We start from the raw sequence: 15,122 nt of genomic DNA, 5'->3' as shown, positions 1-15,122 counted from the left end.
AGCCGGATCCGCGCGGCCCCGCTCGGGAAGGTTTTGCCAGATTGCGGCGCTGCGCCCGATCCGTGGATCACGGGGTGTGCGCCAGCGCCTGGGGAGTACTGAACCAGGCGCGGTGTCGTCCCCGCGCCTTCCGAACACTAAGACGACAAGGGGATGCAAGATGCGCATCGGGATTGGCGGTTTTCAGCACGAGACCAATACGTTCGCGCCCTCGCGCGCCACGTGGGAAGACTTCGCCGAGAAGGGCGGCGGCTGGCCCAGGCTGGTAAGCGGTCCGGCCATGTTCGCCGCTGTCGCGGGCGCCAACATTCCCGTGGCCGGCTTCATCGAAGCCATGGGTCAACATACCCTCGTGCCCACCACCTGGGCCGCCGCCAGCCCGTCGGGACTCGTGACCAAAGACGCCTTCGAACGCATCAGCGCGCTGATCCTGCAAGGCCTGTCCGAGGCGATGCCGCTGGACGGCGTGTACCTGGACCTGCACGGCGCCATGGTCACCGAACACGTGGACGACGGCGAAGGCGAACTGCTCAAGCGCGTGCGCGCACTCGTCGGACCCGACGTGCCTGTCGTCGCCAGCCTGGACCTGCACGCGAACGTCACCCGCGCCATGGTGCGCCACGCCGACGCGCTGGTCTGCTACCGCACCTACCCCCACATCGACATGGCGGAAACCGGACAGCGCGCCGCCGCGCTGCTGTCGCTACGACTGGCCGGCGTGCCGCGCCCCTATGCGTCGCTGCGCGCCCTGCCCTATCTGATTTCGCTTTGCTGGCAGTCCACCGATATCGAGCCCTCGCGCAGCCTGTACCAACTGGTGGGCGAGATCGAATCGCGCGGCGTGACCAGCCTGTCGTTCGCCACGGGTTTCCCCGCTGCGGACTTCCCCGAATGCGCGCCTACCGTGTGGGCCTACGGCACGACACAGGCCGACGCCGACGCGGCGGCCGCGGAAATGGCGCGCGCCGTGCTGAACGCCGAGCGCGACTTCGGCGGCAGGCTCTACAGCCCGGACGAAGCCGTGCAGGAAGCCATCCGGCTGTCGCAGGACGCCCGCAAGCCCATCGTCATCGCCGACGCGCAAGACAACCCTGGCGCGGGCGGCAGTTCCGACACCACGGGTGTGCTGCGCGCGCTGATCCGCCACGATGCGCGCGACGCTTCCATCGGTCTGATTGTGGATCCGGCCGCGGCCCTGGCCGCGCATCGCGCGGGCGTCGGCAACAAGGTACGGATTGCACTGGGTGGACACTCGGGTATTCCCGACGACGAACCGCTGGACAGCGAATTCATTGTCGAGAAAACTTCAGACGGGCGCTTCGACACGCATGGCGCGTTCTACCGCGGTTTCCACATGGACCTGGGCCCCAGCGCCTGCCTGCGCATCGGCGGCGTGCGCATCATCGTCGCCTCGAACAAGGTGCAGATGGCCGACCAGGAGATGTTCCGGTTCGCGGGGGTGGAGCCCACGCGCGCCGCGGTTCTGGTGGTGAAGAGTTCCGCGCACTTCCGTGCGGATTTCACGTCGATCTCCCATACGATTCTGGTTTGCGCGGCGCCAGGCTCCATGCTGATGGATGCGGCAAAACAACCATGGACACGGTTGCGTCCCGGTATCAGAATGGCGCCTTGCGGACCGGTGTTTTCCGGCCGAGCCGCGACCGCCTGACCCTCGCACGCCGCCCTCGCGCGGCGCGTTAACGACGTAGCGGCCGACAGTGCCGCTCACTACGCTTCAAGGGGAATCTCCATGCTCAAGTTTGTTCGAGCGGCCACACTGGCCGGTGCAACGCTGATGATGGCCCACGGCGCTTACGCCGAAACCGTCATCAAGTCCGTCATGCACTCGCCGCTGCGGTTAACCGATCCGCACGCCACCACTGCGTACATCACGACGTGGCACGGCTACATGATCTACGACACGTTGCTGGCCACCGACGCCGACAACAAGATCCAGCCGCAGATGCTTGAGAAGTGGGAAGTCTCGCCCGATGGCAAGACGTACACGATGACCTTGCGCGACGGCCAGAAGTGGCACGACGGCAAGCCCGTCACGTCCGAAGACTGCGTGGCCTCGATCAAGCGCTGGGCCGCCGGCGACGGCATGGGCCGCACGCTGCTGAAGTTCACCGACAAGATCGAAGTCATTGACGACAAGAATTTCCGCATCGTCATGAAAGAACCCACGGACCTGGCGCTGCGCGCCCTGTCCAAGCCGACCGGCACCGCGCCGTTCATGATGCCCAAGCGCATCGCCGAACAGGCCATCGGCCAGCCCATCACCGACATGACCGGTTCGGGCCCGTTCAAGGTCATCGAATTCAAGCCGGGCGTGAAAACGGTGTATGCCAAGAACACCGACTACGTGCCGCGCAAAGAGCCCGCAAGCGCCCTGGCCGGCGGCAAGGTCGTGAACGTGGACAAGGTCGAATGGGACGTCATGCCCGACGCCCTGACCACCGCCAACGCGCTGCTGGGCGGCGAAATCGACTTCGTCGAGCAGTTCCCGTACGACCTGTTGCCGATGATCGAAGGCAACAAGGACTTGAAGGAAGAGTCCCTGAGCCCGGTCGGCTACTTCACGATGTACCGCTTCAACTTCAAGTACCCGCCGTTCAACAACAAGAAGATCCGTCAGGCCGCGATGTACGCCATCGGCCAGGAAGACGTGATGAAGGCGCTGGTCGGCAATCCGAAGTACTGGAAGACCTGCGCGTCGCTGTGGGGCTGCGGCACGCCGATGGAAAGCGACATCGGCAAGGAAGTCGTGGTGCCGGCGAACATCGAAAAGGCCAAGGCCCTGCTGAAGGAAGCGGGCTACGACAACACGCCCATCCTGGTCATGCACGCCACCGACGTGGGCACGCTGTCCGCGCAACCCGTGGTGATGGCACAAGCGCTGCGCAAGGCCGGCTTCAACGTCAACCTGGCCGCCATGGACTGGCAAAGCGTGGCCACGCGCCGTGCGTCCAAGGCCGCGCCGGCTGAAGGCGGCTGGAACATCCACAACACCAACTGGTACGCCACCGACGTGATGGACCCGGTGCGTTCCGCGCCCGCCGCCGCCAACGGCGACAACGCCTGGTTCGGCTGGCCCGACATGCCGCAAGTGGAAGAACTGCGCACCAAGTTCGCGCTGACTTCCGACCCCGCCGAGCAAAAGAAAATCGCCGACGAATTGCAGCGCATCGGCATCGACGAAGGCCTGTACGTGCCGCTGGGCCAGATGTCCGTGCCCACCGTCTACTCGACCAAGCTCTCCGGCCTGGTGCATGCACCGGTCTTTGCGTTCTGGAACGTCAAGAAAGCTCCTTAAAGGGGCAAGCAGTTCAGGGGGAAATACATGCTGGCATTCGTCTCACGCCGGCTCCTCGCGACCATCCCCGTTCTGGTGATGGTCGCGGTGGTGGTCTTCGCGATATTGCGTTTCAGCCCGGGAGATCCGGCCATCATCATGGCTGGCGACGGCGCCACGCCTGAACGTATCGTCCAGATACGGCAGACGATGGGCCTGGACCAACCGGTCATCAAGCAGTTCTTCATCTGGGGCGGCAAGCTCCTGCAAGGCGATCTTGGCACTTCGCTCATGTCTGGCGTGCCGGTCACCAAACTGATCGTGCAACGTCTTGAACCGTCGATGAGCCTGGCGGTGCTGACCCTGCTGTTCACGCTCGTCGTCGCCATTCCGCTGGGCATCCTGGCAGCATGGCGGCAAGGCCGACTGCTGGACCGCGCCGTGATGGGCTTTTCGGTGCTGGGCTTTTCAGTGCCGGTGTTCGTCACGGGCTACCTGCTGATCTGGTTGTTCGCCATCAAGCTGGGCTGGTTCAACGTGCAGGGCTACGCGCCGCTGGCCAAGGGCTTCTGGCCCTACCTGCACCGGCTCATCCTGCCGTCGCTGGCCTTGTCCACGGTCTACGTGGCGTTGATCGCGCGCATCACGCGCACCAGCGTCATCGAGGTCATGGGCGAAGACTTCATCCGCACGGCCCGTTCCAAGGGCCTGGGTGAAACCGGCGTGCTGCTGGGCCATGCACTGCGCAATGCCGCCGTGCCCATTGCCACGGTGGTGGGGCTGGGCATCGCGCTCTTGATCAGCGGCGTGGTCGTGACCGAATCAGTATTCAACATCCCCGGCCTGGGCCGGCTGGTGGTGGAAGCCGTGCTGGCACGCGACTATCCGGTCATTCAGGGGCTGACGCTGTTCTTCGCGTTCGTCTACGTATTCATCAATCTCGTTGTCGATTGCGCCTACACGGTGTTCGACCCGCGTATCCGATACTGAGGCCGCCCGATGCAAACGCCAACCGACGCCGCCGTGCAGGCGGCAGCCGACCTTCCCGGAGGCGGCAACCCTCAAGTCACCGCCTGGCGGCAAATCCGCCAGGGCTTGAAAAGCTGGCCCGTCATGCTGGCGCTGGTGGTGCTGGTCACCATCATCGCCATCGCGCTGTTCGCGCCGTGGCTGGGCACGGTCGACCCCACCTTCATCGACCCGGGCGCGCGGCTCAAACAGCCCTTCACCGACTATCTGTTCGGCACCGACGCCTTCGGGCGCGACGTCTGGTCGCGCGTGGCCTACGGCGCCCGCATCTCGCTGATCGCCGGCTTGGGCGCCGCGGTCGTCAGCGTCGTCATCGGCCTGGTGATCGGCGTGATCGCCGGCTGGTTCCGTTCGCTGGACGGGCTGATCATGCGCACGATGGACGCCATCATGGCGATCCCCGGCATCTTGCTGGCGATCGCCCTGGTCTCGGTCACCGGCGCCAGCATCACGACCGTACTGGTCGCCATCACCATCCCCGAAATACCCCGGGTGGTGCGGCTCGTGCGCGGCCAGATCCTGACCGTGCGTGGCGAACCCTACGTCGAGGCTGCGCTGGCGCTCGGCACGCCGCTGCCGCTGCTGCTGTGGCGCCACATGGTGCCCAGCACCATCGCGCCCCTGACCGTTCAGGGCACCTACGTGTTCGCATCCGCGATGCTGACCGAAGCCATCCTGAGCTTCCTGGGCGCGGGCATCCCGCCCGAAATCGCATCCTGGGGCAACATCATGTCCGAAGGCCGCATGTACTTCCGCATGCTGCCCGGGCTGATTCTCTTTCCCGGCCTGTTCCTGTCGCTGACCGTGCTTAGCGTGAACATCCTGGGCGACGCCCTGCGCGATGCGCTGGACCCCAAAATGGTTCGCAGGATCTGATGCCCATGACCTATTCCCCCACCCCTCCCGCGGGCGATACGTCGTCCGCCATCCTGGCCATCCGCAACCTGTCGGTGGAAGTCGGCGGCGCGGGCAACCGCGTCGTGCGCAACCTGAGCCTGGACGTGCATGCCGGCGAAACGGTGTGCGTCGTCGGCGAGTCCGGTTCGGGCAAGTCCGTCACGTCGCTGGCCGTGATGGGCCTGCTGCCGCCGGGCATCCTGTCCATCAGCGCCGGCTCTATCCGCGTCGAAGGCGAAGACGTGGCCACCGCCTCGCAACGCCGGCTGCGCGAGATGCGCGCCACCCGCATGGCCATGGTGTTCCAGGAACCCATGACCGCGCTGAACCCCGTGCATACGGTGGGCAAGCAGGTCGACGAAGTGCTGCGCCTGCATCGCAAGAGCATGAGCGCGGCCGAACGTCGCGCCAAGGTGCTGGACATGTTCCGCTCGGTGCACCTGCCGGACGTCGAACGCATTTTCGACGCGTATCCGCACCAGTTGTCCGGCGGCCAGCGCCAGCGCATCGTGATTGCGATGGCGCTGATCCTGGAACCCAAGCTCCTGATCGCCGACGAACCCACGACCGCGCTGGACGTCACCACGCAGAAACAGATCCTGGCGCTGATCAAGGAATTGCAGGTCAAGCACCGGACCGCCGTGCTGTTCATCACGCACGACTTCGGTGTGGTCGCCGAGATCGCGGACCGCATCGTGGTGATGAACCGCGGCGACCTGATCGAAAGCGGCACCCGCAACGAGATCCTGGCCGAACCCAAGCAGTCCTACACCCGGCGGCTGGTGTCGTCCGTGCCCAGCCTGGTGCCGACCCGCCGGGAGGCGCCCGACGGCCAGCCCGTGCTGCACGTCAAGGGCCTGGGACGCACCTACGCCGGCAAGAGTTCGCTGTTTTCCCGCAAGGCGGCGCAGAACGTCATCGCCGCCACCGACGTCAACCTGACGCTGCGCAAGGGCGAGATCCTGGGAATCGTCGGCGAGTCCGGCTCGGGCAAGTCCACGGTGGCGCGCTGCATCGTGCGCCTGATCGAACCCACCGCCGGCCACATGATGATGGGCGGCGAAGACCTCAGCACGCTGTCCGGCTCCGCGCTGCGCCCGGTTCGCCGCCGCATCCAGATCGTCTTCCAGGACCCCTACCGCTCGCTCAATCCGCGCCGCACGGTGGGTGAATCCATTATCGAAGGCTTGCTCAATTTCGGCATGCCGCGCGGCCAGGCCTTGAAGCGCGCAGGCGAAACCCTGACCGTCGTGGGCCTCAGCCCGGACGCCATGCAACGCTATCCGCACCAGTTCTCCGGCGGCCAGCGCCAACGCATCTGCATTGCGCGCGCGCTTGTCATGGACCCTGAAATCCTGGTGGCGGACGAAGCGGTCTCGGCGCTGGACGTATCGGTGCAGGCGCAGGTGCTGGAACTGCTGGAGCAGGTGCGCCAGCGCACCGGCGTCGGCGTGCTGTTCATCACGCACGACCTGCGCGTGGCCGCGCAGATCTGCGACACCATCATGGTGATGCAGCGCGGCAAGGTCGTTGAAACCGGCTCCGCGGAAACCGTGCTGACCGAGCCCCGCCACGAGTACACGCGCGCCCTGATCGACGCGGCGCCCGGGCGCGACTGGGACTTCCGCAATTTCCAGCCCGTCGCGGCCACGCTGGCGCACGCCCACGCGCCCACGCCTTGACGCCCTGAATGCCTCCATCCGCACACTGGAACCAAGATGTCACAACTGCATGAATTGTCCGCCCAGGAATTGCTGCACGCCTACCGCGACAAGTCGCTTTCGCCAGTTGAAGCCACCCGCGCCGTGCTGGAGCACATCGAACGCTGGGAACCGCACCTGAAAGCCACCTATGCGCTGGATCCCGACGCCGCGCTGGCGATGGCGCGGGCATCGGAAGCCCGCTGGATGAAAGGCGAACCGCTGTCCGCGGGCGGTTACACGCTGGACGGCGTGCCCGCCACCATCAAAGAGAACATCGCCACCCGCGGCACGCCCATTCCGCTGGGTACCGCCGCCACCGACCTGACGCCGGCCGCCGCCGACGCGCCCCCCGCCGCCCGCATGCGCGAAGCTGGCGCCGTGCTGCTGGGCAAGACCACCATGCCCGATTACGGCATGCTGTCCTCGGGGCTGTCGAGCTTCCACGAACTGACGCGCAACCCCTGGGACCTTTCCAAGAATCCCGGCGGTTCCAGCGCGGGTGCGGGCGCCGCTGCCGCCGCCGGTTACGGGCCCCTGCATATCGGCACCGACATTGGCGGTTCCGTCCGCCTGCCGGCCGCCTGGTGCGGCATCGCCACGCTGAAACCCAGCCTGGGCCGCATCCCGATCGACCCGCCGTTCATGGGCCGCTGCGCCGGCCCCATGACGCGCACCATCACGGACACGGCGTTAATGATGGGCGTGCTGTCGCAGCCCGACGCGCGCGACCACATGAGCCTTCCCTTCCAGGACTTCGACTGGCTGAACCTGGCGCAGGACGTGCGCGGCCTGCGGATCGGCCTCCTGATGGACGCCGGCTGCGGCCTGCCGCTAGACCCCGAGGTGCGCGACGCGGTGCAGGCCGCCGCCCAAGCCTTCGAGGCCGCCGGTGCGGTCGTCACCCCGATGCTGCCCTGGATGACGCCCGACATGCTGGACGGCGTGGACCGCTTCTGGCGCACGCGTTCGGCGATCGATCTTGCCGCGCTGCCCGAAGCGCGCCGCGCGAAAATCCTGCCCTTCATCCGCGCCTGGGCGGAAAGCGGCGGCGGGCAGTCCGGCGAAGCCGTCTTCCGCAGCTACTACGAAACCCTGAACGTGCGTGCCAAGACCGTGGCGGCCTGCGCCCCGTTCGACTACGTGCTCTCGCCCGTGGCGCCCGTGGTGGCCTACAACGCCGAATGGCCGTCGCCCACCAATGAAGTCGCCACCACCATGCACCACATCGGCTTCACGCTGCCTTTCAACATGAGCGAACAGCCGGCCGCGTCCGTCAATTGCGGCTATACGCGGGCGGGCCTGCCCATCGGGCTGCAGATCGCCGGCGCGCGTTTCGACGATCTGGGCGTGCTGCGCGTGGCGCGCGCCTGGGAACAGATGCGTCCCGCGCAGCATCCGTGGCCCCAGCCGCCCAAAGCGAACTGACTTTCCACAGCAACCCACAGGAATTCCCATGCGTTGGCTTTTGGCAATGATCAAGCACGAAACGAATACCTATTCGCCCGTGCCGACCCCGCTGGAACGCTTTTTCCGCGGCAATCCCGAAATCCTGGCCGGCGAAGGCGCCATCAAGGCCTACGAGAACACCGACAGCGGATTGGGGGGGTATATCGAAGTGGCCCGCCGGGAAGGCGCCGACATCGTCGTGCCCGTCGCGGCCGAGTCCTGGCCAAGCGGCCCCGCCAGCGCCCAGACGCATGAACAACTGTGCAAGCTGGTCCTGGACCAGGTCAAGCTGGGCGGCTTCGACGCCATTCTGCTGGACCTGCACGGCGCGATGGTGGCCGAGGGAGTGGAAGACGCCGAGGGCGACCTGCTGCGCCGCTTGCGCGAAATCGACCCCAAGACGCCGGTCGCCGTCACGCTGGACATGCATGCCAACATCTACGACGACATCGTGGACAACGCTACCGTCATCAGCGGCTTCCACACCTATCCCCATGTCGACATCCGCGAAGCCGGCGTGCGCGCCGCCAACGTGATCGTGCGCACGCTCAAGGGCGAGATCCACCCCGTCATGAGCTGGGCCAACAAGCCGATGCTGCCGCACATCATGTGCCAAGGCACGCACGCCGCGCCGAACAAACCCTTGCAGGAACGCTGCAAGGAGCTGGAGGCCAACGGCGTGCTGGCGGCTTCCGTGTTCGTGGGCTTCCCGCATGCCGACATCCGCGAAGCCGGCCTGAGCGCGGTCGTCTGTACGGACGGCAAGCCGGACGAGGCACGGCAATACCGTGACGAACTGCTGGAACGCGCCTGGGCCGGCCGGGCGGACTGGGTATTCCACCCCGAACCCCTGGCGCCCACCATTGCCCGCGCGAAGACGATCGAACAGGGCCCCGTCGTGCTGCTGGACCACTTCGACAACACCGGTTCGGGCGGCACCATGGACACCACGGCCGTGCTGGCCGAAGTGCTGCGCCAGGAATTGGACAACGTCGTCTTCTACGCCATCTGCGACCCGCAGGCCGCGACCGAAGCCGCCACTGCCGGCGTAGGCGCCACCGTTACGCTCAAATTGGGCGGCAAGCTGGCCATGCCCGCCATCAAGGAAGCCAGCGAACCGCTGGAAGTGACGGGGCGCGTCAAACTCGTATTCGACGGCGTCTACCTGAGCCGCGGCCCGATGTACCGCGGCGTGCGCAACGACACCGGCCTGACCGTCGTCATCGACACGGGCCGCGTCGAAATCGTGGTGGTGTCGCGCCACCAGGAGCCTTTCGACATCAATTGCCTGCTGTCGGCCGGCATTGATCCGCAGCAAAAGCGCTATGTGGTCCTGAAAAGCCGGGTGCACTGGCGCGCGGGATTCTCGGACATGGCGACCGAGGTGATCGAATGCACGGGCGTCGGCGTCACCACATCCGACTACAGCCAGCTGGATTTCAAGCACGTCCGCCGTCCGATTTACCCGCTGGATCCGCTGTAATCCAGCGCCAAGCCGTCATATTGCAGGGATAAGCCCCCGCCGCGCGCGCTTTGCGCGCCTGTTACCTCTGTTAGAAGGCCAGCGCTTGTGCGCTGGCCTTTCATTTTGAAATCTTCGGTAACTGCGCGCACGCTCAGGTTACGGCGCGCCTCGGTATACTCGCCGCGGGCCCTTACAGGCCGATGAATACGTGTATACCGACGGCGGCTGCTGGCCGCCAAGGCGCGATGGCAATAAACGCCTCGCCTGTCGGATATGACTCGATAATCAACGAAAAAAGCAGAACGATGAAAAAGAGCGTAGCGATCACCCTCGGCGTGGTCATAGTGGGAGCGGGAAGCTGGGTAGGCGCCACGTGGTACACCGGCAAACGTATTGAGGAAAGCTCGCAGCGCCATCTGGCCGAGGCCAACGAAAAGCTGGCCAAGCTGACGCCGCTGTTCGGTCTGCGCATCGATCAGCTGAAGTACGAACGCAGCCTGTTCTCGACTCAGGCGCGCTATGGCTTGGCGCTCGTCAAGAACGACAAGAGCCCGGATGCCATGCCGGCCGGCATGATTGAATTCGACGCCGTCGTCGAACACGGCCCCTTCCCCAAGAGCGCCCTGGCAACCGGCGCCCTTGCGCCCAAGCTGGCTTACGTCCATGCCGAAATGGCCAAGACGGACAACCTGAAGGAAGTGTTCGAACTGACCAAGGGCGTAGCGCCTCTGATCAGCGACGCCACCATCAGCTACAGCGGCGTCACCAGCTCCACGTCCAAGATCGCTCCGGTCAAGATCACGCACGAAGGCACTTCGGTGGATTTCAGCGGCATGGTCGTGACTGGCGACTTCGATCGCAACCTGCAAGGCGTGACCGCGCGCGGCGTGATGGACACGCTGACGATCGACGCCTCGAAGAGCAGCGATCCGGCCAAGGTTTCCATCGCCGGCATGACGATCGACGCCAACAGCCGCGTAGGCAAGTTCGGCGTGTCGATTGGTGATTCCGACCTGAAGATCAAGCGCATCGACGTCACCCGCCCCGAAGACGACATCAAGCTGTCGCTGGACAACTTCAGCTACGGCGTGAAGCTGTCGGAAGACGACAAGTCGATCAACGTGCAAGCCGCCTACCAGACCGGCGACATCATCGTGAACGACGTCGCGCTCGGCAACGGCCAGGCCGTGATCAAGCTGGCCAAGCTGGACGGCCAGGCCGTCAAGCAATTGTCGGACACCTACAACCAGTTGATGCGCCAATACATGGCGAGCACGGAAGACGAAGGCCTGAAAGACGAGCAGATCCAGGTCCTGCTGGACAACGCCGGCAAGCTGCTGGCGGGCAACCCGTCGTTCAGCATCGATCCGCTCAGCTGGAAGACCGGCAAGGGCGAAAGCAAGCTGAACTTCACGCTGGACCTGGCCAACCCCACCGACGTCAAGAACCTGACGCCGCAGGAAATCGCGGTTCAAGCCATCAAGCGCATCGACGCCACGCTGATCATCTCCAAGCCGATGGTCAAAGACCTGATGACGCAATACGCCGTCAAGAAGGATGGCATGGCCGCCGACAAGGCTGCCGAAGAAGCCGAACAAAACGTGCGCCAGATGTCGGGCATGGCTGAAATGTTCAACGTCGGCAAGAACGAAGGCGACAACATCGTCGGCAAGTTCACCTTCGCCGACGGCATGGGCGACCTGAACGGCAAGAAGATCCCGGCCGACGAACTCTTCTCGGGCCTGCTGGGCGCAGCCGGGATGGATTCCATGGATGAGGAACCCGAAGAGGAAACGATGCCGGGCCAGGAAGAGCCCGCGGTGACCGACACCCCGACCGCCGGCATGATGCAGAACTTCGACCTGGACATGGTCAGCAGCATGCTCGACGACATGGGTTACACCGTGAAGAAGAGCGACGGCGACGAAGGCCCGGTGCTGGTGCTGGATACCGGCACCACCGGTGCCAGCGACCTGCGCCTGGAATTCCTGTGCAACGACTTCACCGAGAAGTGCCTGGACCTGGTCGTGACGGCCACCTACAAGACCAAGAAGCCGATGGCCTTGAAGGCCATCAACACCTGGAACCAGGAATACCGCTGGACCCGCGCCTACCTGGACGACAAGAACCAGGCCGTGCTGCAGATGGACATGAACGCCGAAGGCGGCATCGGCAAGGAAAACCTGCAGATCCTGCTGAACACCTTCATCAGCATCGCCGAAGACTTCGGCACGCTGAGCAAGGGCACGGCGGCCAAGTAAACCTGCGTCGCCCCGCCCAAAGAAAAACCCCCATCGCAAAAAGATGGGGGTTTTTTATTGCCTGCGGGATCCGTCACATCAGGATCCATGCCCGGCTTGCGCCGGGCAATCATGCCATCAGGCGTAGGCTTCGATCGGCAGGCACGCGCACACCAGGTTGCGGTCGCCGTAGGCGTTGTCCACCCGGCCCACCGGCGGCCAGTATTTGGCCTCGCGCAGCGACGCCACCGGATAGGCGGCTTGCTGGCGCGGGTAGTCGTGCAGCCATTCTTCGGCCATCAACATCTGCGCGGTATGCGGCGCGTTCTTCAGGACGTTGTCGTCGCGATCGCGTTCGCCGCGCTCGACCTGGGCGATTTCCTCGCGGATCGAAATCATCGCGTCGATGAAGCGATCCAGCTCGGCCACGCCTTCGGATTCCGTCGGCTCGACCATCAGCGTGCCCGCTACCGGGAAGCTCATCGTCGGGGCATGGAAGCCGTAGTCCATCAGACGCTTGGCGATGTCTTCGGCGCTGATGCCACTGACGTCCTTCAGCGGCCGCACATCCAGGATGCACTCGTGCGCCACGCGGCCATTGCGGCCCGCGTACAGGACCGGGTAGTGGTCACGCAGACGGGTCGCGATGTAGTTGGCGTTCAGGATGGCGACTTCCGTCGCGCGGCGCAAGCCATCGGCGCCCATCAGCGAGATGTACACGAACGGGATGGGCAGGATGCCGGCGGAGCCAAACGGCGCGGCCGAAACCGGGCCCACCTTTGCGTCGCCAGGCAGCTTGCCCTGCTCGTTCACCACGCCCGGCAGGTACGGCGCCAGATGCGCGCGCACCGCCACGGGGCCCACGCCGGGGCCGCCGCCGCCGTGCGGAATGCAGAACGTCTTGTGCAGGTTCAGGTGGGAAACGTCCGAACCGAACTTGCCCGGCTGAGCCACGCCAACCATCGCGTTCATGTTGGCGCCGTCCAGGTAGACCTGACCGCCGGCTTGGTGGACCAGGTCGCAGATTTCGGTCACGGCTTCTTCGAACACGCCGTGCGTGGACGGGTACGTGATCATCAGCGCGGCCAGCTTGTCGCCGACCTGTTCGATCTTGGCGCGCAGGTCGGAAAGATCGACGTTGCCGTTGGAATCGGACGCCACCACCACCACATCCATGCCGGCCAACTGCGCCGACGCGGGGTTGGTGCCGTGCGCGGACGACGGGATCAGGCAGACGTTGCGCTGATGCTGGCCGTTGGCCTGGTGATAGCCGCGAATGGCCAGCAAGCCGGCGTATTCGCCCTGCGCGCCCGAGTTGGGTTGCAGACTGATGTTGTCGTAGCCGGTGATTTCGCACAGCGCGGCGGACAGGCGGTCGATCAGCTCGTTGTAGCCCTGGCTTTGCGAAGCGGGGGCAAACGGGTGGATCAGCGCGAATTCGGGCCAGGTGATGGGAATCATCTCGGCCGTGGCGTTCAACTTCATGGTGCACGAACCCAGCGGGATCATCGTGCGGTCCAGCGCCAGGTCCTTGTCGGCCAGGCGGCGCAGGTAGCGCAGCATGTCGGTTTCGGATTGCACGCTGGAGAAGACGGGGTGCTTCAGGATGGCGCTTTCGCGCGCCACCGATGCGGGAATGCCGTTGGCGGCGGCCGCGTCCAGCGCGTCGATGTCCAGCTCGACATCATCGCGTTCCAGGCCGGCGGCAAACACGTTGACCAACGCTTGCAGGTCGGCGACGGTGACGGTTTCGTCCAGCGATACCGCCAGGCGCGCGCCGTCGACGCGGCGCAGGTTGATGTGCTCGCAATCGGCGGCCGTCAGGATGGCCGGGGTGGCGGCGCCCGTTTCCAGCAGCAACGTGTCGAAGAACGTGTCGTTCACGACCTTCACGCCCAGCTTGATGAGTTCACCGCGCAGGATGGCGGTGCTGCGCTGCACGCGCTGCGCAATGCGGCGGATGCCCTCGGGGCCGTGCCAGACGGCGTACATGCCGGCCATCACGGCCAGCAGTACCTGCGCGGTGCAAATATTGGACGTGGCCTTTTCACGGCGGATGTGCTGTTCGCGCGTTTGCAGCGCCAGACGCATCGCGGGATTGCCTTGCGAGTCCTTGGACACGCCGACCAGGCGGCCGGCCATGTTGCGCTTGAAGCCGTCCTTGCAGGACATGAATCCGGCGTGCGGGCCGCCGAAGCCGAACGGCACGCCAAAGCGCTGCGCCGAACCGATGGCGATGTCCGCGCCCCACTCGCCCGGAGCGGCCAGCACGGCCAGCGCCAACAGGTCGGTCGCGCACGCCACCACGGCGCCTTGCGCATGGGCGGTTTCAGTCAGTTTGCGGTAGTCGGCGACGGAACCTGTGCTGTGCGGGTATTGCAGCAGCACGCCGAAGCACTCGGGCAGGCCTTCAGCCTCGTCGCCCACCGCGATTTCCAGCCCCAAGCCTTCGGCGCGCGTGCGCACGACTTCGATGGTCTGGGGGTGCACATGGCGCGAAACGAAGAACACCGGGCTTTGCGACTTGGCGCCGCGGCGGGCCAGCGTCATGGCTTCGGCGGCAGCGGTGCTTTCATCCAGCAGCGAGGCGTTGGAGATGTCCAGCCCGGTCAGGTCGGCGACCATGGTCTGGTAGTTCAGCAGGGCTTCAAGGCGGCCCTGCGAGATTTCCGGCTGGTAAGGCGTGTAGGCCGTGTACCAGGCGGGATTTTCAAGAATATTGCGCAGCACGACGTTGGGCGTCTGCGTGCCGTAGTACCCCTGGCCGATGTAGTTGCGGTAGACCTTGTTGCGGCCCGCGATCTGCTTCAGTTCGGCCAGCACGTCGGTTTCGCTGCGCGAGGGCGGCAGCGCCAGCGGGGCCTGGCTGCGGATCTTCGAAGGCACGACTTCTTCGATCAGGGCGTCCAGGCTGGGGCTGCCGATCACGTTCAGCATGGCAGCCTGGTCGGCGTCGGAGGGGCCGATGTGGCGGGGAATGAAGTCGGTATGGGTGTCTAGGGCGCGCGACATGGAGAATCTCGGGTGGGGGTGCGTCAGGGGGGGGG

The 15,122-nt window shown here is 65.4% G+C and carries 9 protein-coding genes; 8 read left to right on the top strand and 1 reads right to left on the bottom strand.

Annotation, left to right across the window (positions count from 1 at the left end):
• The first annotated feature begins 160 nt into the window (after nt 1-160).
• The 8 genes from ACE039_RS27490 (at nt 161) to ACE039_RS27455 (ending at nt 12,096) form a co-directional block, all read left to right on the top strand.
• Nucleotides 161-1,669, top strand: a complete 1,509-nt coding sequence (locus ACE039_RS27490; RefSeq protein ID WP_485823889.1) for a M81 family metallopeptidase — start codon at nt 161-163, stop codon at nt 1,667-1,669.
• 81 nt (nt 1,670-1,750) lie between these two features.
• Nucleotides 1,751-3,316 carry an ABC transporter substrate-binding protein gene (locus tag ACE039_RS27485; protein WP_105556964.1) on the top strand — a complete coding sequence of 522 codons (1,566 nt, stop codon included), beginning with the start codon at nt 1,751-1,753 and terminating at the stop codon, nt 3,314-3,316.
• A gap of 27 nt (nt 3,317-3,343) precedes the next feature.
• Nucleotides 3,344-4,285: an ABC transporter permease gene (locus tag ACE039_RS27480; RefSeq protein WP_105556965.1), complete on the top strand. Its 942-nt coding sequence runs from the start codon at nt 3,344-3,346 to the stop codon at nt 4,283-4,285.
• A gap of 9 nt (nt 4,286-4,294) precedes the next feature.
• Nucleotides 4,295-5,200 (top strand): ABC transporter permease, encoded by a 906-nt coding sequence (locus ACE039_RS27475; RefSeq protein ID WP_332007639.1) that lies wholly within the window; start codon nt 4,295-4,297, stop codon nt 5,198-5,200.
• Nucleotides 5,201-5,205: 5 nt separating this feature from the next.
• Nucleotides 5,206-6,903: an ABC transporter ATP-binding protein gene (locus ACE039_RS27470; RefSeq protein ID WP_485823888.1), complete on the top strand. Its 1,698-nt coding sequence runs from the start codon at nt 5,206-5,208 to the stop codon at nt 6,901-6,903.
• Nucleotides 6,904-6,939: 36 nt separating this feature from the next.
• Nucleotides 6,940-8,349: an amidase gene (locus tag ACE039_RS27465; RefSeq protein WP_485823887.1), complete on the top strand. Its 1,410-nt coding sequence runs from the start codon at nt 6,940-6,942 to the stop codon at nt 8,347-8,349.
• A 28-nt stretch (nt 8,350-8,377) separates the two neighbouring features.
• Nucleotides 8,378-9,853, top strand: coding sequence for a M81 family metallopeptidase (locus tag ACE039_RS27460; protein ID WP_485823886.1), 1,476 nt, complete (start codon nt 8,378-8,380; stop codon nt 9,851-9,853).
• Between the two features lie 287 nt (nt 9,854-10,140).
• Nucleotides 10,141-12,096: a DUF945 family protein gene (locus ACE039_RS27455; protein ID WP_485823885.1), complete on the top strand. Its 1,956-nt coding sequence runs from the start codon at nt 10,141-10,143 to the stop codon at nt 12,094-12,096.
• A gap of 117 nt (nt 12,097-12,213) precedes the next feature.
• On the opposite strand, the gene gcvP is transcribed toward ACE039_RS27455, so the two are convergent.
• Complete coding sequence (gene gcvP / locus ACE039_RS27450; RefSeq protein ID WP_485823884.1) at nt 12,214-15,087, bottom strand: aminomethyl-transferring glycine dehydrogenase; 2,874 nt, start codon at nt 15,085-15,087, stop codon at nt 12,214-12,216.
• Nucleotides 15,088-15,122: the final 35 nt, after the last annotated feature.

The organism is Achromobacter maghribensis (assembly GCF_057334215.1).
Note: the sequence above shows the minus strand (reverse complement) of the source record. Positions and strands in the feature narration are given on the sequence as shown.

Coding starts and splice junctions, on each gene's coding strand:
- ACE039_RS27460 (WP_485823886.1), top strand. CDS start 8,378: ATGCGTTGGCTTTTGGCAATGATCAAGCACGAAACGAATACCTATTCG.
- ACE039_RS27470 (WP_485823888.1), top strand. CDS start 5,206: ATGACCTATTCCCCCACCCCTCCCGCGGGCGATACGTCGTCCGCCATC.
- ACE039_RS27480 (WP_105556965.1), top strand. CDS start 3,344: ATGCTGGCATTCGTCTCACGCCGGCTCCTCGCGACCATCCCCGTTCTG.
- ACE039_RS27455 (WP_485823885.1), top strand. CDS start 10,141: ATGAAAAAGAGCGTAGCGATCACCCTCGGCGTGGTCATAGTGGGAGCG.
- ACE039_RS27485 (WP_105556964.1), top strand. CDS start 1,751: ATGCTCAAGTTTGTTCGAGCGGCCACACTGGCCGGTGCAACGCTGATG.
- ACE039_RS27490 (WP_485823889.1), top strand. CDS start 161: ATGCGCATCGGGATTGGCGGTTTTCAGCACGAGACCAATACGTTCGCG.
- gcvP (WP_485823884.1), bottom strand. CDS start 15,087: ATGTCGCGCGCCCTAGACACCCATACCGACTTCATTCCCCGCCACATC.
- ACE039_RS27475 (WP_332007639.1), top strand. CDS start 4,295: ATGCAAACGCCAACCGACGCCGCCGTGCAGGCGGCAGCCGACCTTCCC.
- ACE039_RS27465 (WP_485823887.1), top strand. CDS start 6,940: ATGTCACAACTGCATGAATTGTCCGCCCAGGAATTGCTGCACGCCTAC.